This window comes from Kocuria palustris, assembly GCF_016907795.1.
Classification (GTDB): domain Bacteria; phylum Actinomycetota; class Actinomycetes; order Actinomycetales; family Micrococcaceae; genus Kocuria; species Kocuria palustris.
Genome location: NZ_JAFBCR010000001.1, coordinates 2,431,775 through 2,456,585, shown reverse-complemented (window position 1 = coordinate 2,456,585; position 24,811 = coordinate 2,431,775). Strand labels below are relative to the sequence as shown.

At 73.2% G+C, this 24,811-nt stretch carries 17 protein-coding genes; 7 read left to right on the top strand and 10 right to left on the bottom strand.

The features are described from left to right. The first annotated feature begins 151 nt into the window (after nt 1-151). Nucleotides 152-1,420, top strand: coding sequence for a macrolide 2'-phosphotransferase (locus tag JOE55_RS10970; RefSeq protein WP_204782929.1), 1,269 nt, complete (start codon nt 152-154; stop codon nt 1,418-1,420). A 102-nt stretch (nt 1,421-1,522) separates the two neighbouring features. Here the strand turns inward: JOE55_RS10970 and JOE55_RS10965 are convergent, their stop codons facing one another. Both JOE55_RS10965 and JOE55_RS10960 read right to left on the bottom strand, forming a co-directional pair. Further along, nucleotides 1,523-5,338: an ATP-dependent helicase gene (locus tag JOE55_RS10965; protein ID WP_204782928.1), complete on the bottom strand. Its 3,816-nt coding sequence runs from the start codon at nt 5,336-5,338 to the stop codon at nt 1,523-1,525. Continuing rightward, entirely contained in the window at nt 5,335-8,847 is a 3,513-nt protein-coding gene (locus tag JOE55_RS10960) for an ATP-dependent helicase (RefSeq protein ID WP_239546628.1), read from the bottom strand. Before JOE55_RS10960 ends, JOE55_RS10965 begins: the two co-directional genes overlap by 4 nt. A 168-nt stretch (nt 8,848-9,015) precedes the next feature. Between JOE55_RS10960 and JOE55_RS10955 the strand changes: the two genes are divergently transcribed. Together JOE55_RS10955 and JOE55_RS10950 are read left to right on the top strand one after the other, a co-directional pair. Further along, nucleotides 9,016-9,957, top strand: a complete 942-nt coding sequence (locus JOE55_RS10955) for a 3'-5' exonuclease (protein WP_338125475.1) — start codon at nt 9,016-9,018, stop codon at nt 9,955-9,957. 91 nt (nt 9,958-10,048) lie between these two features. Further along, nucleotides 10,049-10,240 carry a CsbD family protein gene (locus JOE55_RS10950; protein ID WP_006215798.1) on the top strand — a complete coding sequence of 64 codons (192 nt, stop codon included), beginning with the start codon at nt 10,049-10,051 and terminating at the stop codon, nt 10,238-10,240. A 90-nt stretch (nt 10,241-10,330) separates the two neighbouring features. Here JOE55_RS10950 and hemL read toward each other — a convergent pair whose 3' ends face one another. The 8 genes from hemL to hemE form a co-directional block, all read right to left on the bottom strand. After that, the gene (gene hemL, locus JOE55_RS10945) at nt 10,331-11,650 is read right to left on the bottom strand and encodes a glutamate-1-semialdehyde 2,1-aminomutase (protein WP_061712712.1); all 1,320 of its coding nucleotides are present in this window, start codon (nt 11,648-11,650) and stop codon (nt 10,331-10,333) included. Between the two features lie 97 nt (nt 11,651-11,747). Then, nucleotides 11,748-12,797, bottom strand: coding sequence for a porphobilinogen synthase (gene hemB / locus JOE55_RS10940; protein WP_082803584.1), 1,050 nt, complete (start codon nt 12,795-12,797; stop codon nt 11,748-11,750). Nucleotide 12,798: 1 nt separating this feature from the next. Then, on the bottom strand, nt 12,799-13,785 hold the full coding sequence (locus JOE55_RS10935) for a uroporphyrinogen-III synthase (protein ID WP_204782926.1): 987 nt from the start codon (nt 13,783-13,785) through the stop codon (nt 12,799-12,801). Between the two features lie 188 nt (nt 13,786-13,973). Then, nucleotides 13,974-15,044, bottom strand: coding sequence for a hydroxymethylbilane synthase (gene hemC / locus JOE55_RS10930; RefSeq protein ID WP_204783284.1), 1,071 nt, complete (start codon nt 15,042-15,044; stop codon nt 13,974-13,976). A gap of 38 nt (nt 15,045-15,082) precedes the next feature. Next, nucleotides 15,083-16,402, bottom strand: coding sequence for a ferrochelatase (locus tag JOE55_RS10925; RefSeq protein ID WP_006215791.1), 1,320 nt, complete (start codon nt 16,400-16,402; stop codon nt 15,083-15,085). After that, complete coding sequence (hemQ, locus tag JOE55_RS10920; protein WP_006215790.1) at nt 16,399-17,115, bottom strand: hydrogen peroxide-dependent heme synthase; 717 nt, start codon at nt 17,113-17,115, stop codon at nt 16,399-16,401. The genes JOE55_RS10925 and hemQ overlap by 4 nt, the downstream gene beginning before the upstream one ends. Before the next feature lie 71 nt (nt 17,116-17,186). Further along, nucleotides 17,187-18,704, bottom strand: a complete 1,518-nt coding sequence (gene hemG, locus JOE55_RS10915) for a protoporphyrinogen oxidase (RefSeq protein WP_006215789.1) — start codon at nt 18,702-18,704, stop codon at nt 17,187-17,189. A 179-nt stretch (nt 18,705-18,883) separates the two neighbouring features. Next, complete coding sequence (gene hemE, locus JOE55_RS10910) at nt 18,884-20,068, bottom strand: uroporphyrinogen decarboxylase (protein WP_204782925.1); 1,185 nt, start codon at nt 20,066-20,068, stop codon at nt 18,884-18,886. Nucleotides 20,069-20,184: 116 nt separating this feature from the next. Between hemE and JOE55_RS10905 the strand changes: the two genes are divergently transcribed. From JOE55_RS10905 to JOE55_RS10890, 4 genes are all read left to right on the top strand, one after another. Continuing rightward, on the top strand, nt 20,185-21,633 hold the full coding sequence (locus JOE55_RS10905) for a glutamyl-tRNA reductase (RefSeq protein ID WP_204782924.1): 1,449 nt from the start codon (nt 20,185-20,187) through the stop codon (nt 21,631-21,633). 13 nt (nt 21,634-21,646) lie between these two features. Continuing rightward, a complete protein-coding gene (locus JOE55_RS10900; protein ID WP_204782923.1) occupies nt 21,647-22,279 on the top strand; it encodes a TetR/AcrR family transcriptional regulator in 633 nt (210 codons plus the stop codon). A gap of 74 nt (nt 22,280-22,353) precedes the next feature. Beyond that, nucleotides 22,354-22,590, top strand: coding sequence for a DUF3107 domain-containing protein (locus JOE55_RS10895; RefSeq protein WP_024290898.1), 237 nt, complete (start codon nt 22,354-22,356; stop codon nt 22,588-22,590). A 323-nt stretch (nt 22,591-22,913) separates the two neighbouring features. Further along, a complete protein-coding gene (locus JOE55_RS10890; protein ID WP_239546626.1) occupies nt 22,914-24,806 on the top strand; it encodes a DEAD/DEAH box helicase in 1,893 nt (630 codons plus the stop codon). Nucleotides 24,807-24,811: the final 5 nt, after the last annotated feature.

Here is a 24,811-nt window from a genome sequence, read left to right as displayed (position 1 = left end):
ACGCATCGCGGCCCGTCGCGTGCCCCGATGCCCCACCGGCAAGCGGTGAAGATCGCCCGGGCCCCGCTGAGCAGGAGGGCGCTGTGGAGCGAGGCGGGACGCGGTCGTCGTGCGCGGGAAGCGACCAGGATGCGCTTGTAGGGTTGCCTGCATGACATCGTCTCTGGAGCACCTCGCGGCCGCGGCGGCCGCGGCCGTCCCCGGGCTGCGCCCTGCGGGTGTGGCCCCCTCCCCCGACGACGACGCCGACTTCCGCTCCGCCGTGGTCGTCGATGCCTCGCAGCGCCGGTGGCGCGTGCGCAGCTCGCTGACCGATGAGGCCTCCATGCGCCTGGCCTCCGAGCACGCCGTTCTCAGTTCGTTCAGCCCGGCGCTGCGCGCCAAGCTGCCGTTCCACATGCCCACCGTCGTGGGCTCGGTCGAGGACCGCGGACGGCGCCTGTTCGTGTACTCGCACCTTCCCGGTGGCCCGGTGCCGATCGACGACCTCATGGACCTGGCCGACGCTCCGCCGGCGCGACCGCAGCCCCCGAGCGCCGAGCCCGTGCCGCAAGCCGCCGCGCAGCTGGGCCAGCTGATCGCCGCGATCCACTCGCTGCCGCGCGCCATGGTCATGGACGCCGATCTGCCCGCCTACAGCTCGGAGCAGTGCCGCCGGCGCCGGCTCAGCGAGCTCGACCAGGCAGCGACCACCGGACGCATCCCCGCGGCTCTGCTGCGGCGCTGGGAGGATGCGCTGGAGGACCGCACGCTGTGGCGCTTCTCCACCCATGTGATCCACGGCGACCTCCACGAGGACAACCTGACCGTGGAGGGCAACCGGATCACGGCCGTCACCGGCTGGTCGGACGTGCACGTGGGCGATCCCGCCGACGACTTCGCCTGGCTGATCGGGGCCAGCGACCCGTCGTTCGCCGCCGCCGTGGTCGCGGAGTACTCGCGGCACACCCCCGCCGAGCCGGACCCGCACCTGCTGCGCCGCGCGCATCTGGAGGCCGAGTTCGCCCTGGCCCGCTGGCTCGTGCGGGGCGTCTCACGGGATCTGCCAGAGCTGGTCGCCGACGCCGAGTCCATGCTGCGCATCCTGGAGAAGGACGTGGAGGCCTACGACCGGGAGCTCTCGGCCGCACGCGGAGCCGAGGCCGAGCAGTCGGTCGAGGCCCGCACCGAGCATGCCCGCACCTCCCGGCAGCGCGCCGAGGAGGCCTCCTTCACGGCCACCGGCCTCCACGGCCTGAACCGGGACTCGCTGTTCTCGGATCCCGCCGACGACGCAGGAGCCGGCGCGGCCGAGCCTCTGGCGGACGACGACTCCCCTGAGCCTTCCGGCGCGAAGGACGAGGGTCCCGCCGCCGACCCGCACACCGGGGCCACCGTGACCCCGCTGCGCCGACCCGGCCCCGGGACGTCGCAGGACTGAGATCCAGGGCCGAGACCGCGGCGGCGTCGGCGTCGGCCACCGCGGAGGACCATGACTGCGGGTTCCGCGCGGCCCGAGGGGCTGCGACCCGGGGCGAGGTCCTCAGCCGAAGGCCCGGCTCACCATCCGCTCGAGCTGCTGCTCATCCGCCAGGTCGTGCGGGCGGATGGTCCGGTCCTCGGAGACGAAGTAGAACGCCGCCGAGACGTCCTCGATCGGCACGCCCTGCAGTCGTGACCAGCCGAGGCGGTAGACGGCCAGCTGCACGGCTCGACGCGCCAGCTCACTCTGGGCCGGCACGGCTCCGGTCTTCCAGTCCACGAGCTCCCAGCGGCCGTCCTCGGTGCGGAAGACGGCGTCGATCCGACCGCGGATGGTGACTCCGGAGATCGGCGTCTCGATGGGGTGCTCGACCGACCACGGCTGCCGGTTTCCCCACTCACCTGCCCGGAAGGTCTCGGCCAGGCGCGGGAGATCGTAGGACTCGTCCACGAAGTCGTCCTCCGCGGGGACCTCGTCCAGGTCGAAGATCGCCGAGGACTGGAAGTGGTCCTCGACCCACGAGTGGAAGGCCGTTCCGGCGCGCGCGGCCATGCCTGGGCGACGCGGCATGGGTCGGCGGAACTGCGCGGCGACCGCCTGCGGGTCACGGCCCAGCTCGACCACCGTGGAGGCCGACAGGTGCGAGGGCAGGGCCAGCTCCTGGACCTCGCTGCGGGTCTCGTGGGCGGCCAGCAGGATGCGCGCCTCCTCGAACCAGCGCTGGATCTGCGGATCCCGGCGGCTCTGCTCGGCCTCCAGGCGCTCGACCTCCGCGTGGTCGGTCTCGGACTGCTCGCTCACCCGGTGAGCGGCGGCCTCCACCCGGGCGCGTCGCCCGGCCTGCGGGGCCGGTTGCCTCTGCACGCCGGGCTGATCCGGGTCGAGGGGAGCCTGGGCCTGCTCGCCGCGCGTCTCCAGGACCTCAGGGCCCTCGAGGGGGTCGTACGGCCAGGCCGCCCACAGGCGACGCGACTGCTCGGGGTTCTTCTCGTCCGCGGCGACATCCTCCCAGCCGACGAGCTCGATGCCGTCGATGCTCCGGTGCTGGTCGTCCTGGGGCAGCTCGACCGACGCGGAGTCGAAGGCCTTCTCCTGGGCGGCCTCCCGCGCGATCTCCAGACCCTGCTGACCGCTCAGCGGCAAAAGCTCCAGGAGGAAGCGCGACGGCGTCCGCCGCGTGGCGGCCGAGCCGGAGAATGCGTTCGAGGACAGGTGCAGGCGGCTCCTGGCACGGGTGAAGGCCACGTAGGCCAGGCGGCGCTCCTCGGCCTCGGCATGCTGGGCGGCGTCCTCCTGGAACTGCGCCAGGGAGTCGCTGAGGGCGTCGAGATCCGAGGTGTCCTCGCTCCACTGCGGAAGGAATGCCCGGTCCCCGCGCAGCGGCCAGGGGACGTCCGAGGGGTTCTTGGTCCAGCGGGTGTCCCGGGTCATGGGGAAGTGCGACTGGTTCATGCCCGGCACGTGCACGTGATCCCATTCCAGCCCCTTGGAGGCGTGGACGGTCAGCAGCTGCACCGCACCCCGAGCAGGCTCTGGCGGGGCGGTGTCGAGCTTCTCCTCGCGGGAGGCGATGTCCAGCCACGCCAGGAACGCCCCGACGTCCTGCGTGGCGCTGGCCGAGCTGAACGACGCCGCCAGGTCCAGGAAGGCGTCCAGGTCGCGGCGGCCCTGCGCGGCTCGAGCGTCCGGGCGGGCGGCGACCTCGATGTCCAGACCGAGGGTCCGCTCGATCACCGAGATGATGGTGGCCAGGTCCTCGGAGAGCCAGGTCCGCAGCTCGGCCAGCTCCTCGGCGAAGGCGATGAGTCGCTGACGGCCGGTCTCGCTGAGGCTGCGTCCGGCTCCGGAGATCCAGTCCGGGCGCGGCAGGGTCTCCACGGCCTCCACGAGGGAGGCGGCGTCTACCCGGTCCGGTTCGACCAGGACGTCCTCCTGGGGCGATCCCTGCACCGCGTCCCCAGGGTCGCCTGGCGAGTCGATGTCCTCGATCAGGCCCATGTCCGCCGCAGCGCTGCGGCGCCGCTCGAGGTGTCCGGCCCAGTCGCCGAGAGCGGCGAGGTCGTGGGCGCCCAGCCGCCAGCGGGCTCCGGTCAGCAGTCGGGCCAGGGAGTCCGAGCGACCGGGATCGGTGAGCACCCGCAGCGTGGCCACGATGTCGACGACCTCCGGGACCTGCAGCAGACCGCCGATCCCGACGACCTCCACCGGGATCCCCCGTGCGATCAGCTCGCGGCGCACGGGCTCGAACTGGGAGCGGCGGCGGCACAGCACCGCCGTGGTGGGAAGCTCCTGGTCCTCGCGGACCCGGGCGCGCGCGGCCAGGATGTCGTCCGCGATGGCGACGGCCTCGTCCTGATCCGAGCGGTGCCGGGACAGCAGGACCTGCCCGCGATCTGCCTCGGGGCGCGGGTCCAGGCCGGGGACCTTCTTCAGCCCCTGTCCGGCGCTGCCGGTGCTCCACGGGGGCGGAGTGCGCAGGGGCTCGGCAGCGCTGTTGGCGACGTCGAGGATCGCGGTGTCGTTCCGCCAGGCGGTGGTCAGGAAGGAGACGGCTTCCTGGGGATCGCCGGGGGCCGGGAAATGGTCGCTGAAGCCGAAGAGCTGTCCGGCAGAGGCTCCGCGGAAGCCGTAGATCGACTGCTGGGGGTCCCCGACCGCCATCACGGAATGGCCCTGGCCGAAGAGCTCGGCGAAGATCTTCATCTGCGCGTGCGAGGTGTCCTGGAACTCGTCGAGCAGCACCACGCGGTAGCGCTCCCGCTCCGAGGCGCCGCAGGTCCGATCCTCCTGGGCAAGACGCGCCGCGTGGCTGAGCAGATCGCCGAAGTCCATGACCTCGGCCTCCTGCTTGGCCTGCTGATAGCGCTGCGCCATGCGGCACAGCACGCCGGTGCGCAGCAGGCGGCCCGCGGCTTCCTGGGTGTCCTTGGTGACCTTCTTCTTCTTGCCCCCCGGTCGCGGCGGGGTCTCGAGCATGGCCTGCCCGAGCCGAGCCGTGTGCCGCCGGATCTCGTCGAGGTCCAGCAGGTGCTCCGCGGCGCCCGAGGACAGCGCGAGGACCTGCTCGACCGCCGTGGACATCTTCAGATCGGACGGGACCTCACCGTCCCAGGACTCCACGACCCGCGAGGCGATCTGCCAGGCCTGGGCCGGGCCGAGCAGCGCGGTCTCCGGCTCCAGGCCGATCCGCAGCCCGTAGGTGCGCACGAGCGCGCTGGCATACGAGTGGTAGGTCAGCACCGTGGGCTCGAGCACGGGCGCGGTGTCCCCCTGGCCGGCGGGGGCGCCGCGGTCCGCGTCGGCCGCTGAGAGCTCGGAGGGGTCCTCCGGTCCGGGCACGACGAGGCCCTGGGAGCGCAGCACACCCAGTCGGCCCCGCACGCGGTCGCGCAGCTCACCGGCGGCCTTGCGGGTGAAGGTCACGCCCAGCACCTGATCCGCGCGCACGATGCCGTTGGCCACGAGCCACACGACCCGGTCGACCATGGTGGCGGTCTTGCCCGAGCCGGCACCGGCGACCACGAGCCGCGGGGTCAGCGGCGCGGCGATCACCTCCGCCTGCTGCTCGGTGGGCCTGTTGCCGCCCAGCGCCTCCGCCAGCTCCTGGGGGCTCCAGCGCGGCTCGACGCCCAGGTACGGGTGCGGGGATCCATCGCCCTTCATCGCCCCGGGTCCTGCAGCGCAGACCGCGGGCTCCGACGCCCCAGCGGGCGAGGACGACGCTGCGGACTCCGGTTCGCCTGACCACGACGCATCCTCGGATGACGACGTCTGGGGGCGGGAGTCGTGCTCGGAGGCCATGCCGGGCTCCTTCTGGGTCTGGTCGTGGTTCGGCTCGTGCGGCGAGCGGCCGCTGGAGGCAGCGGACACGCTCATTCGGTGACCTGCCGTCCCTCGGCGCACAGCGGGCAGATCTCCGGGAGGCTGCAGCCGATCCCGCCGTGGCCCGTGTTCGACCCTGCGGTGTGGCTGGCCAGGAAGCGGTCCCCTGCCACCAGATCCGCAGCGGCCGAGACCAGCTCGCGGACCTGCACGCCGCCTTCCTCGGTGAGCCCGTCCTGCAGCTGCGTGCTGACGTTGACCCTGTCCACGCCCAGCTGGACCAGCAGCGCACCGCCGGGCAGATGCTGAAGGGGCCCTTCCCGCAGCACCAGGGGCTCGCTCGGCTCCGGCTTCTGCCCTTCCGCATCCGTGCTCTGCCGGATGCCGCGCTGCTGCTCCTCGACCATGGCCTGACCGGCACCGGCCGCCAGCGCCGCCTGATAGGCCAGCAGCTGAGGATGCTCGGGCAGATCCTTGGTGGCAGGTGCGCTGCGCCCCGTCTTGAGGTCGACCACCACGAAACGGCCCTGGTCATCGATTTCCAGGCGATCCACCCGACCGCGCAGCAGGGCATCGCGGGCGCGGCCGTGGATGAGGACCTGGAAGCCCCCCTCCACGAGGGCCAGGCGGCGGTGCTCGTCCTTGCGAGCCTGGATCACGTACTGGGCGAATCTGCGAAGCATGGTCTCGGCCCGCTCCTTGAGCAGGTCTGATTCCCAGGTCTCCGGCAGCCCGAGCTCCCTCCACCGGCGGTGGATCTGCGCCGCGAGCTGATCGCCGGTGCCTTCTGGGGACTGCTCTGCGATCGAGTGGACCAGGGTGCCGACCGAGCGCGCCGCATCCGAGGCCTCCTCGGCACGAGCCGTGGCCACATACCAGTCCAGCGGCGAGCGCTGGATGGTCTCGAGGCGCGAAGGAGACAGCGGAACCGGCTGCTGCGGGTCCAGGACCTCCTGCGTGGACGACAGCGGCAGCAGGCCCCACCACTGGTGCGGGGCCGCCCCGTCCACGGGCTCGGGCGAGGAGGCGAAGCGGTGCAGCAGCTGTGCCGCCGCCTCCCTCTGCTCCTGCGAGGCCGTCCCCTGCTGGAGCACCCGGCGCAGCTCGGCGGTCAGGGCCCGCAGCGTGGGAGGACGCGGCGCGGTGTGCACGGGACGTGCCCGGTGGGCGGCCTCCGGGTGCAGCGAGGGATCCCACGGATCCACGATGTCCAGGAACTCCGAGGGGTTCTCCTCCTCGGAAGACACGGCCGTGGCGATCAGCTCGCGCGAGGCACGGGAGACGGCTGTGGCGAACTGCCTCAGCTCGTCGTGGCGGACCTCCGGGAGCCGGGCGGCGGGGCTGGCCTGAGCGGCGACCTCCACGCCGAGCTCGACGGCGTCCGAGAGGCGCTGGGCTCCCAGCAGCTGCCCGCGAAGCGTCGTGTTGGGCCACCTGCCCTCCTGGAGGCCCGCGATGAACACGACCGGCCAGCCGCGACCGGCTGCGGTGGCCGGAGTCATGATCTCCACGGAGGCCCCCGTGGGGGCGCGGGCGGCGAGGGTGTCCATGGGCAGGTCCTGATGCTCCAAGAAGTCCAGGAACTCCTGCGGCCCGGCTCCCGGGCGGTGATCGGCGAAGCGCTCGGCCGTGCCGAACAGCGCGACCACGGCATCGAGATCGCGATCGGCCCGCTGGCCCTCCGGACCGCCGGCCAGGGCGGTGCGCTGCCAGCGTCCTGCCACTCCGGAGGCCTCCCACAGCGCCCAGAGGACCGTCTCGGCGGTGGCCCCGTCGGCACGCAGCGCGGTGCGCCCGGCTTGGAGCATCCGGGCGACACGACGCGCCGGGGCGGCCCTGACGCCTGCATCCTCCATGACGGTGGGGTCCAGCAGCGCCTCCACGAGCAGCTGGTCCGAGCTGCGTCCTCCGCCGCTGCGCAGCTCGTGGGCTCGCAGGCGCTGGCGCAGGCGGCGCAGGTCCATGGCCGAAGCGCCTCCGATCCGGGAGCTGAGCAGCTCGACGGCCTCGTGCGCCTCCAGCACGGCGCTGCTCTGCGCGGTCCCCTCTCCCGTCTCCGAGGCCCGCGGCGCTTCCGGGGCATCGGATCGCAGCGATTCGGGGTCCGGCTGCTCGCGCTCCAGCTCCTGATCGTGCTGGGCCGCCGAGCGCTCCGCCACGATCAGCCGCAGCGCGGACAGCAGGGGACGCACCGCGGACTCGTCCCGGACGGGAGTCTCGGCTGCCGAAGTGGTCACCGGCACTCCGAGAGCCGTGAGGTGGCGCTGCAGGGACTGCAGGCGATCGCTCGAGCGCACGATCACGGCGATGTCCTGCAGCGCCACGCCCTGCAGCAGATGGCGCTCGAGGATGGAGTGGCCGATCCAGCGCGCCTCCTGCGCGGCCGAGCCGAGCAGGACCGCCTGCGGCAGCTCTTCCGCCTCCGGATCGCCCCCCGGCGGCACGGGACGAGGACGGCGGGCCCCCAGGGCGGTCTCGAGAGCGGGGATCCGCTGAGCCGCGCGCTGCCAAGCCAGCTGGATGGCCGGGGGCATGCGGTGCCCGGTGCCCAGGACGCGGCGCGTGAGGGGCCGCTGCGGGGTGCCCAGGCGGTCGTCGAGTCCGCGCAGCAGGTCCGGGCGAGCACCGCGGAACCCCTGCACGACGGTGTCCGGCGACGCCGCGATCACGACGTCCCGGCCCCGGCACAGCACCTCCAGCAGACGGTGGATCGACGGCGTGGCCTCCTGGAGGTCGTCGATCACCACGAGCTCGAGCCGCTGCTGCTCCCGGTGGAGGAAGTCGGGGTGCTCCACGAGGACCCGGCAGGCCTCGCTCACCAGGGCCGCGGGGTCGAAGGCCTCCGGCATGCGCAGGCGGCGCACGCGCAGGTACTCCCGGCGCAGCACGGAGGCGGCGATCCAGTCCGGTCGCTGCATCTGGTGCCCCAGCTGCTCGAGGTCCTCCGGGGACAGCCCGTGCTCGCACACGCGGTCGAAGAGATCGCGGACCTCCTGGCGGAAGCCGCGCGTGCCGACGGCCTCCGAGAGATCCGGCGGCCACACGACGGCGGCGCCGTGGCCGCTGCGGTGACCGGCCATCAGCTCCTTGAGCAGGACGTCCTGCTCCGGTCCCGACAGCAGCTGGGGCGGCTGCTCGACTCCCGGCAGCAGTCCTTCCGCCTGAGCCCGGCGCAGGAGGTCGAAGGCGTAGGCCTGCCACGCCCGCACCGGCGGAGAGGTCATGGTGGTGGCCGCGGTGGCGGTCAGCGTGTCCCTGGCGCGGGCGGCCGCGGCGCGCGACGGGGTGAGCACGAGCAGCCGGTCAGCGGGCAGGCCCTCGCGCAGCCTGCGGGCGGCCAGCGAGAGCAGGGCCGTGGTCCGGCCCGTGCCCGGCGCCCCCAGCACGAGCTGCGGGCCGCAGCCGCCGGCCAGCTCGGCGATCTCCCGCTGATCGCGATCCAGGGCCGAGAGCTCCGGGAGCACGAGCGAGCTGCGCTCGGCCGGGACCAGGCGCCAGGCCGAGCGCGACGCGGAGAGATCGACGACGGGCTCGGGGGGATGCGACGGCCGCTGCTGGGACATGGCCACATCGCACCACAGCGCTCTGACAGCACAAGGCCATCTCGGGCGGCAGGTGCGCCGCGGCCCCCGAGGCCCCGACCTCAGCGGCATCGGCATCGCCATCGGCCGCATCGCGCCGGAACAAGCCGCCGGCCCAGTGCTGTCTGAGCGGCTCCGTACGGTGTCGGCATGGCCAGCAGACCCGATCCGTCCGAGCAGACCGATCCGCTCTTCGATCTCCCGACCCCGTCGGGCAGCAGCCCGGCGAGCCCCTCGCCGCCCGAGGCCCAGGAGGCCCAGCTGTCGCTGTTCGACACCCCCGCGGCATCGACCGGTGCCGGGGATCGGCCGAGCGCACCCGCCGCGAGCGCGGCGCCCGCCGATGCTGTGGCGCCGCGATCCGACCACAAGGCACCGGCCCCGCAGGACCCTGGCACCCCCTGGACCGAGCTGCCGCGAGCGGCTTTCGACCTGGAGACCACGGGCAAGGACGCCCACGAGTGCCGCATCGTGACCGCCTCGCTGCTGCTGATCGATGCCCGGGGCGAGATCCTCCAGCGCTGGGACTGGCTCGCAGATCCCGGCGTGGAGATTCCGGAGGGCGCTGCGGCCGTGCACGGCATCTCGACCGAGCACGCTCGCGAGCACGGCCGTCCGGCGGCGGAGGTGGTCCCGGAGATCGTGGCCGCCGTCGCCGATCTGCTGGAGCGCGGCATCCCCGTGCTGGCCTTCAACGCGTCCTACGACTTCACGGTCCTGGCCGCCGAGGCCCGACGCCACGGGCTGCAGGCCCCGGAGGCCTTCCCGGTGCTGGACCCCTACGTGATGCACAAGCACGTGCGGGTGAGATGGCGCGGCAAGCGCACGCTGGTGGCTCTGTCCGAGGCCTATGAGGTGGACCTGGAGGAGGCGCACACCTCCGGGGCGGACGCCGTGGCCGCCGAGCAGGTCGGGCGTCGTCTGGCCGAGGAGTTCGCCGAGCTGCGCGTGGGCGCCCCGCAGATCCACCGGCAGCAGATCGAATGGTCCGCCGAGCAGGCCGCCGACTTCCAGGAGTTCCTGCGCAGCCGTCGTCAGGACCCCAGCATCGTCATCGACGGCACCTGGCCGGTGCGCGACCTGCAGGGATGATCCCAGCAGGACTGCCGCAGGTCGGGTTCCCGCAGTAGACTTCGGATTCCCCGTCGGCCTTCCGGTCGACAGCAGAGCACAGGAGGTTCCCATGGGACTCGGTGACAAGATCAGCAACAAGGCCGAGGAAGCCTCGGGCCAGGCCAAGCAGAAGCTCGGCGAGGCCACCGGCGATGAGCGCCTGCAGGGCGCCGGCGAGCAGCAGGAGAACTCCTCGAACCTGAAGCAGGCCGGCGAGAACCTGAAGGACGCCAAGGACAACGTCCTGGGCGACAAGAACTGACGCGTCGCCGACGCACAGCGCCCCGGTCCGCTCCGCGATGCGGAAGGGACCGGGGCGCTGTCATGTCCGTGAAGCTGGGCCCGGAGCCGATCAGCCCTGGACGGGCTGCGCCTGGGCGGCAGCCTCGGCTGCCTTGGGCAGCGCGTCGATGATCCGCTGCATGGCGGTCTCGTCGTGCGCTGCGGAGAGGAACCAGGCCTCGAACACCGACGGCGGCAGGTACACGCCCTGCTCCAGCATGGCGCGGAAGAACGGCGCCCAGCGGAAGACCTCCTGGGACTTGGCATCCGCGTAGGTGCGCACCGGGCGGTCCGAGGTCCCGAAGGTCACCGAGAACAGCGAACCGGCGTTCTGGATCGAGTGGTCGACTCCTGCGGCAGACAGCGCCGAGGAGACTTCGCCGCGCAGCTGCTCGGAGAGACGGTCGATCGTCCGGTAGCAGTCGTCGTCGGCCAGCTGCAGCGTGGCCAGCCCGGCGGCCATGGCCACCGGGTTCCCGGACAGCGTCCCGGCCTGGTAGACGGGGCCGGTGGGGGCCAGGTGCTCCATGATCTCGCGGCGCCCGCCCAGTGCCGCCACCGGCAGACCGCCCCCTATGACCTTGCCGAACGTGAAGATGTCCGGCTCCCAGCCGCCCTCCTGCGGCGAGGTCAGGCCCCAGTAGCCAGCGGGGTCCACGCGGAATCCGGTGAGGACCTCGTCGAAGATCATCAGGGCCCCGTTGGCCCGGGTGATCTCCCGCAGGCCCGCGTTGAATCCCGGATCCGGCGGGACCACGCCCATGTTGGCCGGGGAGGCCTCGGTGATCACGGCGGCGATGCGCCCCTCGTGGGCGGCGAAAGCCTCGCGCACGGCCTCGAGGTCGTTGTACGGGAGTACGAGGGTCTCGGCCGCCGTGGCCTCGGTGACGCCGGCCGAACCGGGCAGCGACAGGGTGGCCACACCGGAGCCGGCCTCCGAGAGCAGCGAGTCCACATGGCCGTGGTAGCAGCCGGCGAACTTGATCACGAGGTCGCGTCCGGTCACGCCGCGGGCCAGGCGCAGTGCGGTCATGGTGGCCTCCGTGCCGGTCGAGACCATGCGGATCTCATCCAGCGCCGGGACGCGCTGCACCAGGTGCTCGGCCAGCTCGGTCTCACCGCGCGTGGAGGCGCCGAAGGACAGGCCCTTCTCGACGGCGGCGTGCACGGCCTCCAGCACGACCGGGTGCGCGTGGCCGACCAGCGCCGGTCCCCACGACCCCACGAGATCGACGAACTCGCGGCCATCGGCATCGGTCAGGTACGGCCCGCGAGCCGCCGAGATGTACGGCGGGGTCCCCCCGACGGAGGCGAACGCGCGCACGGGCGAGTTCACCCCTCCGGGGATCACGCGGCGGGAGCGCTCGAAGAGCTCTTCGGAGACGGTCATGGGGTCCTTTCGGAAGCGATGTCTCGAAAGCCGGCGGCGGCGCGGCAGGGCGCGGCCGATGGCTTCCGCTGTGGTCGTCGTGTCGTCTGGGGGCCTGTCAGCTCAGGCCGTTGTCCTCGCGCCACCAGCGGGCCAGGTCGGTTGCGAAATAGGTCAGCACGGTATCGGCGCCGGCGCGGATGATCGAGAGCACCGACTCCTGGGCCGCACCGCGGCGGTCGATCCAGCCGTTGGCCGAGGCCGCCTGGATCATCGCGTACTCCCCGGAGATCTGGTAGGCGGACACCGGCACCGTCGACTGGTCGGCGACCTCCCTCAGGATATCGAGGTAGGACATGGCCGGCTTGACAATGACCATGTCCGCACCCTCGGCCAGGTCCAGCTCGAGCTCCCGGAAGGCCTCGCGCCGGTTGGCGGAATCCATCTGGTAGGTCTTGCGATCGCCGGTCAGCGCCGAGTCGACGGCCTCGCGGAACGGGCCGTAGAACGCCGAGGAGTACTTCACGGCGTAGGACAGCACCACGGTGTCCTGATGACCGGCGGCATCCAGGGCGTCGCGGATGACGCCCACCTGCCCGTCCATCATCCCGGACGGGGCCAGCACGTGGGCCCCGGCCCGGGCCTGGGCCACGGCGGCCTGCGCGTAGATCTCGAGGGTCGCATCGTTGTCGACACGGCCCTGGTCGTCCAGCACGCCGCAGTGCCCGTGGTCGGTGAACTCGTCAAGGCACAGGTCGGCCATCACCAGGAGGTCGTCGCCGACCTCGTCGCGGACCTCGCCCAGCGCACGGTTGAGGATCCCCTCGGGATCGATGAGGCCCGAGCCCCGGGCGTCCAGGATGGCCGGGACGCCGAAGATCATGATGCCGCCGAGCCCGAGCTCGACCGCCTCGGCGGCCGCACGGCGCAGCGAGTCCATGCTGTGCTGCACCACCCCGGGCATGGAGGCGATCTCGACCGGCTCCTGCAGCCCCTCCTTCACGAAGACCGGCAGGATCAGCTGCGACGGGTGCAGGCGGGTCTCGCGCACGTGGCGACGCATGGTCTCGGACTGGCGCAGGCGCCGCGGGCGGTGCGGCAGATCGACGCTGAAGCGGCGGCTCCGCGGAGCCTCGGCTGCTGCGCTGGGATCGATGCGATCGTTCATGTCATTCCTCCTGTGCTGATGGGGCGATGTCCTGGGGTGGGGCGGGCCGCCGGCGCCCCGGCGGAGCGGCCACGGCCCGCTCGAGTGCTTCGATGAGCCCGGACGGCGCCGTGGACTCGGCCACGACCGCCTCGAGGCCCAGTGCGACGACGGCGGTGTGCGTGGGCTCCCCGATGGCCGCCAGCGCGGGCGACGGAGCCCGCACGAGTCCGTCTGCCAGCGCACGGACGGTCGACGGGGCGGTGAGGATCACGCCGTCGATCGCGCCGGCTGCCAGCTCCGAGCGGGCCTGCTCGACGGTGCGCACCGGATCGTGCTGCCCCACGGGTGCTGCGACCAGGGGATCCTCGGCCGGCCACGGGGCCATCCGGTAGGCGTCGCGGCGCCGCACCTGCCAGCCGAGCTCCTGCAGCCCGCGCGTCAGCTCGGGCGAGGCCGCCGCCGATTGGGGCAGCAGCACGGTGCCGGGGCGCACCGGGGCGAGGGCCGCGTCCGGGCCCTCCGGCCGCGCCCAGGTCTCGAGCAGCCCGGCGGCCGAGGCCGTGCCATGGGGCTGCAGATGAACGGGCACGGCATGGCTCTCGAGCTCGGCCGCGGTGGCCGGTCCGACGGCTGCCACGCGCAGCCCGCGCTCGATGCCGGGCTCCAGCAGCTCCCCGAGGCCGCGCCCGTGCGTCTCGAGCGCCAGACGATGCAGGGCGCGCACGGTGTTGGCCGAGGTCACCACGAGCCACAGCGGCTCGGCCCGGTCCGGGGATCCATGGGAACCTGTGGCCGGTGCCGACGAGCGGCCCTCCGTCCAGCTGCCGGGGGGCACTGCTGGCCTCGGCCCCTGCGCCGCCGCCTCGAGCAGCTCGTACAGGTCCTGGCGCTGCTGGCCGGTGACCGGCTGCGCCTCCTGGACGGGCACGAGCACGGGCTCGGCTCCGCGCTCGCGCAGCAGCTCGAGCAGCTCCGCCGCCCGATCCGGGGTGCGAGTCACCAGCACGGACCGGCCCCGCAGCGGGCTGTCTCCGCAGCCGGCCGGGTGCTCCTGCCCCTGCCCCGCCGGCCCGGGCCGGCCCGGGCGCGGTCCCGAGCCTGCCGCCCCGGACGCAGGGGGCCGCGCGCAGGCTCCCGCGCTCGGCGCGCTGAACCGCGCCGAGTCCCGGGACGGGGAGGCCGTGGGCACCGTGCTCAGGCCAGCCCCGCCAGTCGGGCCGCGCCGTCGGCGAGCAGGCCGTCGCCCACGCGGCGCCCGAGCTCCCGGGCGGCGGCCGTGGACAGCTCGTGCGAGGCCTCGGTGCGGCGCATGACCTCGGCCCCGTCCGGGGAGGCCACGGCGACCCGCAGGGTGAGCATGCCGTTCTCGACCGTGGCCAGCGTGCCCACCGGTGCGGCGCACCCGGCCTCGAGCCGTGCCAGCAGCGCGCGCTCGGCGGTCACGGCCCAGCGGGTCTCCAGGTGGTTGATCCGCGCCAGGCCCTGCAGCAGGTCGCTGTCGAGCGCGTCCTGCCCGGGGCGGGCACGCTGCGCGGCGACGGCGTCCTGTGAGGAGCCGGAAGCCTGCTCGGCGAGCTCTGGATCCCTCTCGAGCACCTCTGTGCGGATCTCGAGGGCCAGCGCCCCCTGTCCGGGAGCGGGCAGCACGACCGACGGGTCCAGCGCCTCCGTGATGTGCGCCTGCAGCCCCAGTCGGCGCAGGCCGGAGGAGGCCAGGACCACGGCGTCGAGATCGCCGGGGCCCTCGGGATCCAGCCCGGCAACGCGCGCCAGGCGGGTGGGGACGTTGCCCCGGATGTCCACGATCTGCAGGTCCGGGCGGGCCAGCAGCAGCTGAGCGGCCCGTCGGGGCGAGCCGGTGCCGACCTTCGCGCCGTCGGGCAGCTGCTCGAGGCGCAGGCCGTCGCGGGCGCACAGGGCGTCGCGGGGGTCCTCGCGCTCGGGCACCGCGCCGATGGACAGGCCAGGGGTGGGTGCCGTGGGAAGGTCCTTGAGCGAGTGCACGGCCATGTCCACGCGATCCTCGAGCAGCGCCACGCGCAGAGCCGCCGCGAACACGCCGGTCCCGCCCAGGGTCGCCAGCGACCCTGTGAGGACATCGCCCTCGGTGCGGATGATCTCCAGCTCGTGGGAGACCCCGGCGGCCTCGGCCACCCGGTCCGCCGCCCAGGTGGTCTGGGTGCGGGCCAGCGCGGAACCGCGCGTGCCCACCCTCAGCACGGCGGCCGGCTGCCGCTGGTCCTCGGTGCGCTCCGCCTCGCTCATGTCCTGGCCTACCTGATCGGTCTCGTGGGGCTGCCCGCTCATGCGCGCACCACCTGGCCCGTCTCGTCGAGACCGACCGGGATCGGCTCTCCCTCGGGCCTCTGCGCGATCGTGGGTCGCGGCTCGGTGCTGCCGCGCAGGATCTTGACGCAGCAGTCGGCGGGGCAGTCGTCGAACCAGGTGCCGTCGCTGCACGCGGAGGACCTGGGCTCGCCTGAGCGCCCGGCCATGCGCTGCTCGATCAGGTCCGCGAGTCCGGACACGAACGCCGGATGGGTCCCCGGAGTCGGTGTGCGCGCAAAGCCCAGGCCGCGCTCCTGCGCGGTCTCGCGGGCCTCGGTGTCGAGGTCCCAGAGCACCTCCATGTGATCGGACACGAAGCCGATCGGAACCACGATCACGGAGCCTGCGCCGTCATCCGCCGCCTGCTCGACGGCATCGTTGATATCCGGCTCGAGCCACGGCATGGACGGCGGACCCGAACGCGACTGGAACACCAGATCCCAGCTCAGCGACTCGGGCAGCGACAGCCCCTCGTCCTGCAGCCGCGCCCGAGTGCGCTCCATGACCTTCCGCGAGGCCGCGAGCAGCTGATCCGCGTAGGCCGAGCCGGTCGCGAAGCCCTCCCGCATGGTCTCGGGGCCGGCGGCCAGGGCGTCGGTGTCCGGCACGGAGTGGGCGGCGAACAGGATCCTGAGGGGACCGCGCTCGGCACGCTGGAGCAGGGCCTCGCGCAGCCCGTCGACGAACGGCTCCAGGAACCCGGCCATGTCGAAGTACTGGCGGATCTTGCCCACGACCATCTGCTCGCCGAGCCCGGTCTGCTCGAGGGCCACTCCCCAGTCCTCGCGGTACTGCCGGCAGGACGAGTAGCCGGAGAACGCGGAGGTGGCCAGCACCAGGACCCGACGGCTGCCCTGGTCGTGCAGGGACTGCAGGACATCGGCGACGTAGGGCTCCCAGTTGCGATTGGCCCACGTGATGGGGGTGTCGATCCCGCGCTCGCGCAGCTCCTGCTCGAGCGCGCCCAGCAGCGCGCGGTTCTGCGCGTTGATCGGCGAGACCCCGCCGTTGGCGCGGTAGTGCCCTGCCACGGCCTCGAGCCGGTCATCGGGGATGCCGCGGCCCCGGGTGACGTTGCGCAGGAAGGGGATGACGTCGTCCTGGCCCTCCGGGCCGCCGAACGACGAGAGCACGATCGCATCCCAGTCCGCGGGCTCCTGCGCTCGGGCCCGGGAGAGCTGCGGCGCCTGGGCCGGGTGCGGCCAGGAGTCCACGGCGCGACCGCTGGGGATCGTCACCGCCGACGGCGCGAGCTCCGGCTCCTGCGGCACCGGGGCGCCTCCGGGCGCGGTCATCGCAGCACCTCGGCCAGGTCCGCGGTGCTCACTCGCCGACCGGTGTAGAACGGGGTCTCCTCGCGCACGTGCAGTCGGGCCTCGGTGTTGCGGAAGTGGCGCATGACATCCACCAGGTCCACCAGCTCGGGGGCCTCCAGGGCAAGCATCCACTCGAAATCGTTGAGCCCGAAGCAGGCGATCGTGTTGGCCAGCACCTGCGGGTAGTCGCGGGCCTTCATGCCGTGGTTGCGCAGCATGCGCGAGCGGTCCTCGGAATCCATCCAGTACCAGTCGTACGAGCGCACGAACGGGTAGACGCAGACCCAGGCCTCCGGGGCGACGCCCCGGGCGTAGGACGGCGAGTGGTTGGCCGTGAACTCGGCCTCGCGGTGGACGCCCATGGCGGCCCAGACCTGGTGGGTGCCGGCCAGCAGCGCGGTGCGGCGAGCGCGGCGCAGGGCCAGCTGCAGGGCCGCGGGGTCCTGGCCGTGCAGCCACAGCATGATGTCGGCGTCCTCGCGCTGACCGGAGACGTCGTAGGTGCCGCGGACCACGATGCCCTCGGCCGCCAGCTGCTCGACGAGGGCGTCGAACTCCTGGACGGCGGCCGTCTCCTGCTCGTGGGTCGGCACGGTGCGGTCGTTGTCGCGGGCGTAGACGGACCAGACGGCCCAGTGCTGGGTCCCCTGCTGCTCGACGTCCTGGGACTGCTCGGTGCTCTGAGCGGACATGTGCGTTGCTCCTCTCGTCGGGCTCCGATCGGAATCGCCCGATCGGCGTGCTGTGCTGTGGTGCGCGGGGCTCAGACCCCGTGCGCTGCTGCCTCTGCGGGCGGCGGCTCGGTGACCCCGTGCTCCTGCAGCACGCGGGAGATCTCCCGGCGGGTGTCCGCCACGACGGCGACCAGCCCGGTGCCGGAGAGCCACGAGCCGACCGCTGCGACGTCCTGCATCTGCGCCACGGCCTGGCGGAAGGCTGCGACCTTCTCGGCGTGCCCGGCCGACGGGCGGGCCATGGCCTGCTCCCAGCGCACGACGTCGCCGTCGACCAGGCAGGAGTGCGGCAGCTCGACGCCCAGCAGGTGCGAGGCATCGCGCATGGCCAGGGTCAGCAGCTGGTCGTCCTTGAGCTGCAGCTCCGGCGAGGCCGTGCGCCCCGAGCTGTCGACCCGCCCGTAGGACAGGCGCAGGACATGGCGTCCGTCCGGGAGGGACTCGCGGACCCAGCCCCATTTGGCGCTCACGTGCGTGAGTGCCTTGGCGCGGACGTGCGGGACGCCCTCGGAGACCAGGATGCCTGTGCCGCGGGGCGCGGCATCCAGCTCGGGCTTGTCCACGACCAGCGTGGCCAGGGCGATCTGGGGGCCCAGCTTGGGCTGGAACTCGGAGATCTCCCGGGACTGTGCCCCGAGCAGGCGCACGGCCGTGGGGCCGTCGGAGGCCAGGACCAGCAGCTCGCCGCGGGCGATAGCGGACTTGTCCCCGAATTCCGGCTGGCGCTGCAGGACCATCCAGCCGGGACGGCGCGGATCCCGGTCCACTGCCAGGACGTCGTAGCCGAGCACGAGCTTGACCTCGCGCTGCTTGAGGTCCTCCACGAGGGCCTCAGCCAGAGTGTTCATGCCTCCGCGCAGACCCGCGACGTTGCCTCCCGGAGGTGCTGCCCGGCGCAGGGAGGCCGCCGCGCCGCTGAGGCTGCCGTGCTCGCGCAGGGCCTGGCGCATCCCCGGCGAGACGGTGTCCAGGTCCAGGGCGTCCGGGTGGGCGGAGTGCACCCCCATGGTGAAGGGGGCGACCATCCTCTCCAGCACGGCGGTGCCCATGCGCTGGCGCACGAGCTCCCCGAGGGTGCGCGCCTGCGCCCCGACCCTCGCCGGGCGCTTGAGGTCCGCGCGCGCCCGCCACAGCCCGAAGCGCCCCAGGGTCTCGGCCAGGCCGGGCTCCGAGAGGTCGCCGGGGATGCCCAGGATGCCCGTGCGCTGCGAGGGCCGGGGGCCGTCCGGCAGGGCCGTCCAGGAGCCCAGGGGCTCAGGGGAGATGATCCGATCCCCCAGCCCGAGCTCCCGGGCCAGCTCGGCGACGGCCTCCGAGCGGGTCGCGAAGGAATCCGCGCCGGAGTCCAGCACGAGGTTCTCGACCAGGTGGGAGCCGACGGAGCCGCCGAACTGGGGGCGGGCCTCCACCAGGGTGACGCGCAGCCCGGCCGCGGCGAGATCCCGCGCGGCGCACAGGCCCGCGATGCCTCCGCCGACCACGAGCGCGGAGCGCAGCGGTCCTCGCGCGCGCTGCTGGCCCGAGAGCCCCGACACGGTCTGCTCCACCGCTGCACGTCCTTCCTGCACTGGTGCGCCTGCGCCCAGGCGCCTGCTGATCCGAGTTCCGCTGCGGGGACCGGCCGGTCCGCGGATCGACGACCGCCGGCCCTCATCTGCTTCCAGGATGCCACTGCGCACCGACAACGCAGCCGCCGGGCGGCCACCGCCTGCAACCGGCCCCCTGCTCAGCCGTCGGCGGGCCTGGGCGCCGGCTGCTGGTCGTGGATGTAGGAGACCAGGTCCGTGAGCACCTGGGGATCGGTGCTCGGCGGGACGCCGTGGCCCAGGTTGACCACGTGGCCTGCGGCCTCCGCCCCGGCCGCCAGCACCTCGTCCACGTGGCGGTGCAGCACCTCCGCGGGGGCCGGAAGCAGGGCCGGGTCGATGTTGCCCTGCAGGACCGTGCCGTGCCCGACCCGGCGCACGGCCTCGCTCAGGCTCAGGCGGTGGTCCACGCCGACGGCCTCGGCCCCTGCATCGCGCATGGCGGCCAGCAGATCCCCGGTGCCCGTGCCGAAGTGGATCCGCGGGACCGGCAGGTCCGCCACGGACTCCAGGGCCGCCGCCGAATGCGGGGCCACGTGCTCCTGGTAGTCCCGCAGCGACAGCGATCCGGCCCACGAGTCGAAGAGCTGGACGGCCGAGGCGCCGGCCTCGACCTGGGCGCGCAGGAAGGCGCCCGAGGCGCGCGCCGCCCACGCCGCCAGCGCCTGCCAGGCCCCGGGATCGGCATGCATCATGGTGCGCGGGCGCAGATGATCCCGCGACGGCCCGCCCTCGACCATGTAGGCCGCCACGGTGAAGGGCGCCCCCGCGAAGCCGATCAGCGGGGTCGCTCCGAGCTCGGCGGTCGTCAGCCGCACCGCCTCGCGGATGGGCTCGAGGGCCTCGTCGTCCATCTCGGGCAGGGCATCGATCTCCGCAGCGGTGCGCACCGGGTGCTCGAGCACCGGGCCCTTGCCGGGGACGATGTCCACGCCCACACCAGCCAGGCGCAGCGGGACCACGATGTCCGAGAAGAAGATGCCGGCGTCCACGCGGTGGCGGCGCACGGGCTGCAGCGTGATCTCCGCGGCGAGATCGGGCCGCAGGCAGGCGTCGAGCATGGCGGTGCCCTCGCGGACCTGCTTGTACTCGGGCAGCGAGCGTCCGGCCTGTCGCATGAACCAGACGGGGTGCGAGGCAGCGCGGCGCCCGGTCAGCTGCCGCAGCAGCGCCGAGTCATGGGTGCCGGCGCTGCGCAGCGGGTGCTCCGGGGCAAGGCGCTCGAACCCTCCGCGGAAGCCGTCGGGGGCCGTCTCGTCCGTGATGGGCCGGATCGCTGCAGTCTCAGCTCCGGAGGTCTGTGCTGCGTGGGTCATGGCTCCCATTGTGCCCTCCGTCAGCATGCTGGTTTGGCGACGAGACGTCTGCACGGCCCCCGCAGGCAGGAGGTGGTCCGCGCCACCGGTGCGAGCTTGCGACGTCGCGGTAGGATGAGGGGATTGTGGTCCTGTTCTCCTTGGTGGCATCCCACCGCACCGTTGATCTGAGCACCGTCGCGCGTCTGGCCGACGGTGCTGCCAGCGCTCCCCTGGAGCTCGGCCCCACGGCCGGGCTGAGCGGCTCCGTCTCGCTGTCCACCTGCAATCGCCTGGAGATCTACGGCGAGCTCGACGACAGCACCGGCGCCGCCGGCATCGGCCCCGCTCGCGAGGCCCTCGCCCGGCTGCTGGCCGAGCGCTCCGGAGTGGCCCTCGAGGACGTCCTGGAGTCCATGGACCTGCACGTCGACGAGGACGCCGCCCATCACCTCTTCACCGTCGTCTCGGGGCTCGAGTCGGCCGTCGTGGGCGAGCGCGAGATCACCGGGCAGGTGCGCCGCGCGCTGATCGATGCCCAGCGAGGCGGCACCGCCTCCGGCGGGCTCGTGCGCCTGTTCGAGGAGGCCGCCAAGACCGCCCGAGAGGTCGGCACCAGCACGAGCCTGGGCGAGCGCGGCCGCTCGATCGTCTCGGTGGCACTGGACCTGGCCGACGACGTCACCGACGGCCGCTGGCCCGAGCGCCGCGCGCTGGTCTTCGGCACCGGCGCCTACGCCGGGGCCACCATGGCCGCGCTGCGCGACCGCGGCTGCGCCGACATCGAGGTCCATTCCGCCTCGGGACGAGCAGAGGCCTTCACCGCCAACCGCGGCGGAGCCCCGGTTCCCGTGGACGGCCTGCGCGAAGCCCTCGAGCGCGCGGACGTCGTGATCGGCTGCTCCGGAGGATCCGAGCCGCTGTCGGCCGATCAGCTTCCCGAGGGCCCGCTCACGGTGGTCGACCTGGCCCTGTCGCGGGACTTCGATCCCTCGGTCGTGGACCTGGACGGCGTCGAGCTGATCACGCTCGAGTCGGTCAAGCTCGCGGCCCCCGAGGCCACCGAGGAGTCCGTGGCCTCCGCCCGCCGCATCGTCGCCGAGGCCGCCAAGCGCTTCCGCGACCGCCGGTCCGAACGGGACATGGACGCTGCGATCGTGGCGCTGCGCAAGCACACCATGTCCGTGCTGGACACCGAGCTGGAGAAGGTCCGCCGCCAGCACGGCTGCACCGCCGCCGCCGAGGAGGTCGAGTTCGCCATGCGCCGTATGGTGAAGTCCCTGCTCCACGAGCCCACGGTCCGCGCCCGCCGCATGGCCAAGGAGGGCCGCGCAGAGGACTACCTGACCGGGCTCGAAGCCCTGTTCGGCCTGTCCGTCGATCTTCCCGAGCAGGCGGCGCCCGTGCGCGCCGAGCCCCTCGAGACCCCTGCCCCCACCGGTCCCGGATCCTCCCGCAGCGACGCGACAGGGACCACGGACCCCACCCACTGCGGCCGCGGCCGCACCGATCAGCGAGCCGAGCCGACCCCCGGGCCCCGCACGCACCACGACGCGGCCGACGGCCACAGGCAGCTGCCCCGCGCCGCTGGCTGAGCCCAGGAGCCCCATGCCCACATCCCGTCCTCGCACCACCCGTCTGCCCAAGGAGCAGCGGCGCCGCCAGCTGCTGCAGGTCGCCCTCACCGTCTTCTCGGAGCGCGGCTACCACGGCGCCTCCATGGAGGAGATCGCCGATGCCGCCGGCGTCTCCAAGCCCGTGCTGTACCAGCACTTCCCCGGCAAGCACGAGCTCTACCTGGCGCTCGTGGAGCACAGCCTGGAGCGCCTCGGCGGCGACCTGCTCCAGGCCCTGCAAGGCGCACAGGCCCGCGAGGGGATCACGGTCAACCGCGCGCGCGTCGAGGAGATGCTGCGCGTGTACTTCGACTTCGTGGACTACGACCCGCAGTCCTACAAGCTGATCTTCGAATCGGACCTCATGGCGGATCCGCAGATCGGCGAGCGCTTCGAGGACTTCCACATGCGCGTCGCCGAGGGCGTGGGCAGCGTCCTGGGCCCGAACACCGGAATGAGCCAGGACGCGGCCGTCATGCTCTCGCGCTCGCTGACCGACATGGTCCAGACGGGTGCCGGCTACTGGTCGCGCCACCGCGACCTCATCTCCCGCGAGGAGGCCCAGCTGCTGGTCTTGCGTTTAGCCTGGGGCGGAATCGGAGTGCTCGACGAGGACTGGAAGTGACCCGCTCCTAGACTCGTCAACCAGCAGGAGTCCGGCCGCAGCCCTCGCGGCCCGCAGATCATTCAGGAGGAACCGTGGAGATCAAGATCGGGATGCAGCACGTCGGACGGGAGATCGTCGTCGACTCCCCGCTGGGCGCGCAGGAGGCCACTGACCTGGTCAGCGCCGCCCTGAACGAGGGCACCGTCCTGTCCCTGAAGGATTCCAAGGACAACCTGACGCTGGTGCCGGCCTCCGGGATCGCCTACGTCGAGATCGGCGCGGAGACCAAGCGCCGCGTGGGCTTCATGCCCGGCGTCAGCGCCAGCTGAGCCGCAGCTCGCAGCCAGCGCGCGAGCGCACCCGGGCCGCGTCGCGCTCGCCTCGACCGAGGCAGCGCGCCGCGGCCCCTTCCATGCCCGGGCACACGGCCGAGTACAGTGGTCCCGCAACCGGATGCCCGATCGTCGATGACGAGATCACCCGAAGACCTGCACGATCGGCTCCCACCCCTGGCACGTCCTCCCCTTCCGCCCCGGCCCCGCAAGCGGCCGCGAGCCCCGGAAGCGGTCGCAGCGGCGTGCCCCGTCGCACCTTCGCGCCGCGGACCGCGGCCGCGCGAGCGCGCACGGATGACCACGGGAAGGACCCGAACATGAGCCAGACCGAATCCCCCGAGACCGAGCAGTCTCCCGAGACCGCCCCGGACCAGGGCGAGGCCCAGCTGGAGGCCATCGCCGAGGAGTCCGTGGAGGTGGAGCCCCAGGCCCCCGTCGAGACCCGCACCTTCGCCGACTTCGGCGTCCGGGAGGACATCGCCGAGGCCCTGGCGGAGGCCGGGATCGTCCACCCGTTCCCCATCCAGTCCATGACGCTGCCGATCGCGCTGAGCGGGCAGGACATCATCGGGCAGGCCAAGACCGGCACGGGCAAGACCCTCGGCTTCGGCATCCCGGCGGTTCAGAACGTCGTGGGCCGCGACGACGACGGCTGGGACCGCCTGGAGCGCCCGGGCGCACCGCAGGCTCTGATCGTGGTCCCCACCCGCGAGCTCGCGGTGCAGGTGGGCTCGGACCTGTCCATCGCGGCCAAGACCCGCAACGCGCGCGTGCTGACGATCTACGGCGGCCGCGCCTACGAGCCGCAGATCGAGGCCCTGGAGAAGGGCGTCGAGGTCGTGGTGGGCACCCCCGGGCGCCTGATCGACCTGAACCGCCAGCATCACCTGGACCTGTCCCAGGTCAAGACGGTCGTGCTGGACGAGGCCGACGAGATGCTCGATCTCGGCTTCCTCCCGGACGTCGAGAAGCTGCTCTCGGCGGTGCCGCGCGTGCGCCACACCATGCTGTTCTCCGCGACCATGCCCGGCCCCGTCGTGGCCATGGCACGCCGGTACATGTCCAAGCCCATGCACATCCGCGCCGCCGCCCCGGACGAGGGCTCGACCAAGGCGGACATCCGCCAGGTCGTCTACCGCGCGCACAACCTGGACAAGCCCGAGATGCTGGGCCGCATCCTGCAGGCCGACGGCCGCGGCCGGTGCATCATCTTCACTCGCACCAAGCGCACCGCCGCCAAGGTCGCCGACGAGCTGATCGAGCGCGGCTTCGCCGCCGCCCCGCTGCACGGCGATCTGGGGCAGGGCGCCCGCGAGCAGGCGCTGCGCGCGTTCCGCTCGTCCAAGGTGGACATCCTGGTGGCCACCGATGTCGCCGCCCGCGGCATCGACGTCGACGACGTCACCCACGTGATCAACTACCAGTGCCCCGAGGACGAGAAGACCTACCTGCACCGCACGGGCCGCACGGGTCGTGCCGGGCGCAAGGGCACCGCGATCACGTTCGTGGACTGGGATGACATCCCCCGCTGGCGCCTGATCGACAAGGCGCTCGAGCTCGGGATCCCCGAGCCGGTCGAGACCTACTCCTCCTCGGCCCACCTGTTCGAGGACCTCGGCATCCCCAAGGGCACCAAGGGGAAGCTGCCGCGCTCCAAGCAGACCCACGCCGGTCTGGGCGCGGAGAAGCTCGAGGACCTGGGCGGCCCGGATTCCCGCGGCGACAAGGGCGATTCCCGCTCCTCGCGCGGCGGCTCGAGCGGCCGCGAGGGCTCCCGCAGCGCTCGCTCCGGCGGATCCGGCTCGGGCGAGCGCGAGTCCGGCTCGGGTCGAGGCGGCTCCGGCCGCTCGCGCAGCCGCTCCCGCGGCGGGCGCTCGGAGGACACCGCACGCTCGAACCGCACGGAGCGCTCCGGCGAGGGCTCGCACGACGGGCAGCGCAGCGGCGGCTCCCGCGATGCGGCCAAGGGCGGCTCCTCGGACGAAGGCCGCTCCCAGCGCGGCGGGCGCCGTCGTGGCTCAGAGACGGGCGAGTCCTCGCGCAGCCCTCGAGAGGGCCGCAGCGCAGAGCGCACCCGCGGCTCCGAGACGGCAGCTCCGAACACCGGTGAGGACCGCGCCACGGCGAACGCGCGCCGTCGGCGCCGCCGCCGCTCCAGCGGCGAGCAGCTGACGGGCTCCCCGGCTCGCCTGGTCGACGGCCAGGACTGATCCTC

What these genes read in the sequence shown, in the direction of transcription:
- JOE55_RS10970 (WP_204782929.1), top strand. Translation starts at nt 152, where the DNA reads ATGACATCGTCTCTGGAGCACCTCGCGGCCGCGGCGGCCGCGGCCGTC.
- JOE55_RS10965 (WP_204782928.1), bottom strand. Translation starts at nt 5,338, where the DNA reads ATGAGCGTGTCCGCTGCCTCCAGCGGCCGCTCGCCGCACGAGCCGAAC.
- JOE55_RS10960 (WP_239546628.1), bottom strand. Translation starts at nt 8,847, where the DNA reads ATGTCCCAGCAGCGGCCGTCGCATCCCCCCGAGCCCGTCGTCGATCTC.
- JOE55_RS10955 (WP_338125475.1), top strand. Translation starts at nt 9,016, where the DNA reads ATGGCCAGCAGACCCGATCCGTCCGAGCAGACCGATCCGCTCTTCGAT.
- JOE55_RS10950 (WP_006215798.1), top strand. Translation starts at nt 10,049, where the DNA reads ATGGGACTCGGTGACAAGATCAGCAACAAGGCCGAGGAAGCCTCGGGC.
- hemL (WP_061712712.1), bottom strand. Translation starts at nt 11,650, where the DNA reads ATGACCGTCTCCGAAGAGCTCTTCGAGCGCTCCCGCCGCGTGATCCCC.
- hemB (WP_082803584.1), bottom strand. Translation starts at nt 12,797, where the DNA reads ATGAACGATCGCATCGATCCCAGCGCAGCAGCCGAGGCTCCGCGGAGC.
- hemC (WP_204783284.1), bottom strand. Translation starts at nt 15,044, where the DNA reads ATGAGCGAGGCGGAGCGCACCGAGGACCAGCGGCAGCCGGCCGCCGTG.
- JOE55_RS10925 (WP_006215791.1), bottom strand. Translation starts at nt 16,402, where the DNA reads ATGACCGCGCCCGGAGGCGCCCCGGTGCCGCAGGAGCCGGAGCTCGCG.
- hemQ (WP_006215790.1), bottom strand. Translation starts at nt 17,115, where the DNA reads ATGTCCGCTCAGAGCACCGAGCAGTCCCAGGACGTCGAGCAGCAGGGG.
- hemE (WP_204782925.1), bottom strand. Translation starts at nt 20,068, where the DNA reads ATGGGAGCCATGACCCACGCAGCACAGACCTCCGGAGCTGAGACTGCA.
- JOE55_RS10900 (WP_204782923.1), top strand. Translation starts at nt 21,647, where the DNA reads ATGCCCACATCCCGTCCTCGCACCACCCGTCTGCCCAAGGAGCAGCGG.
- JOE55_RS10890 (WP_239546626.1), top strand. Translation starts at nt 22,914, where the DNA reads ATGAGCCAGACCGAATCCCCCGAGACCGAGCAGTCTCCCGAGACCGCC.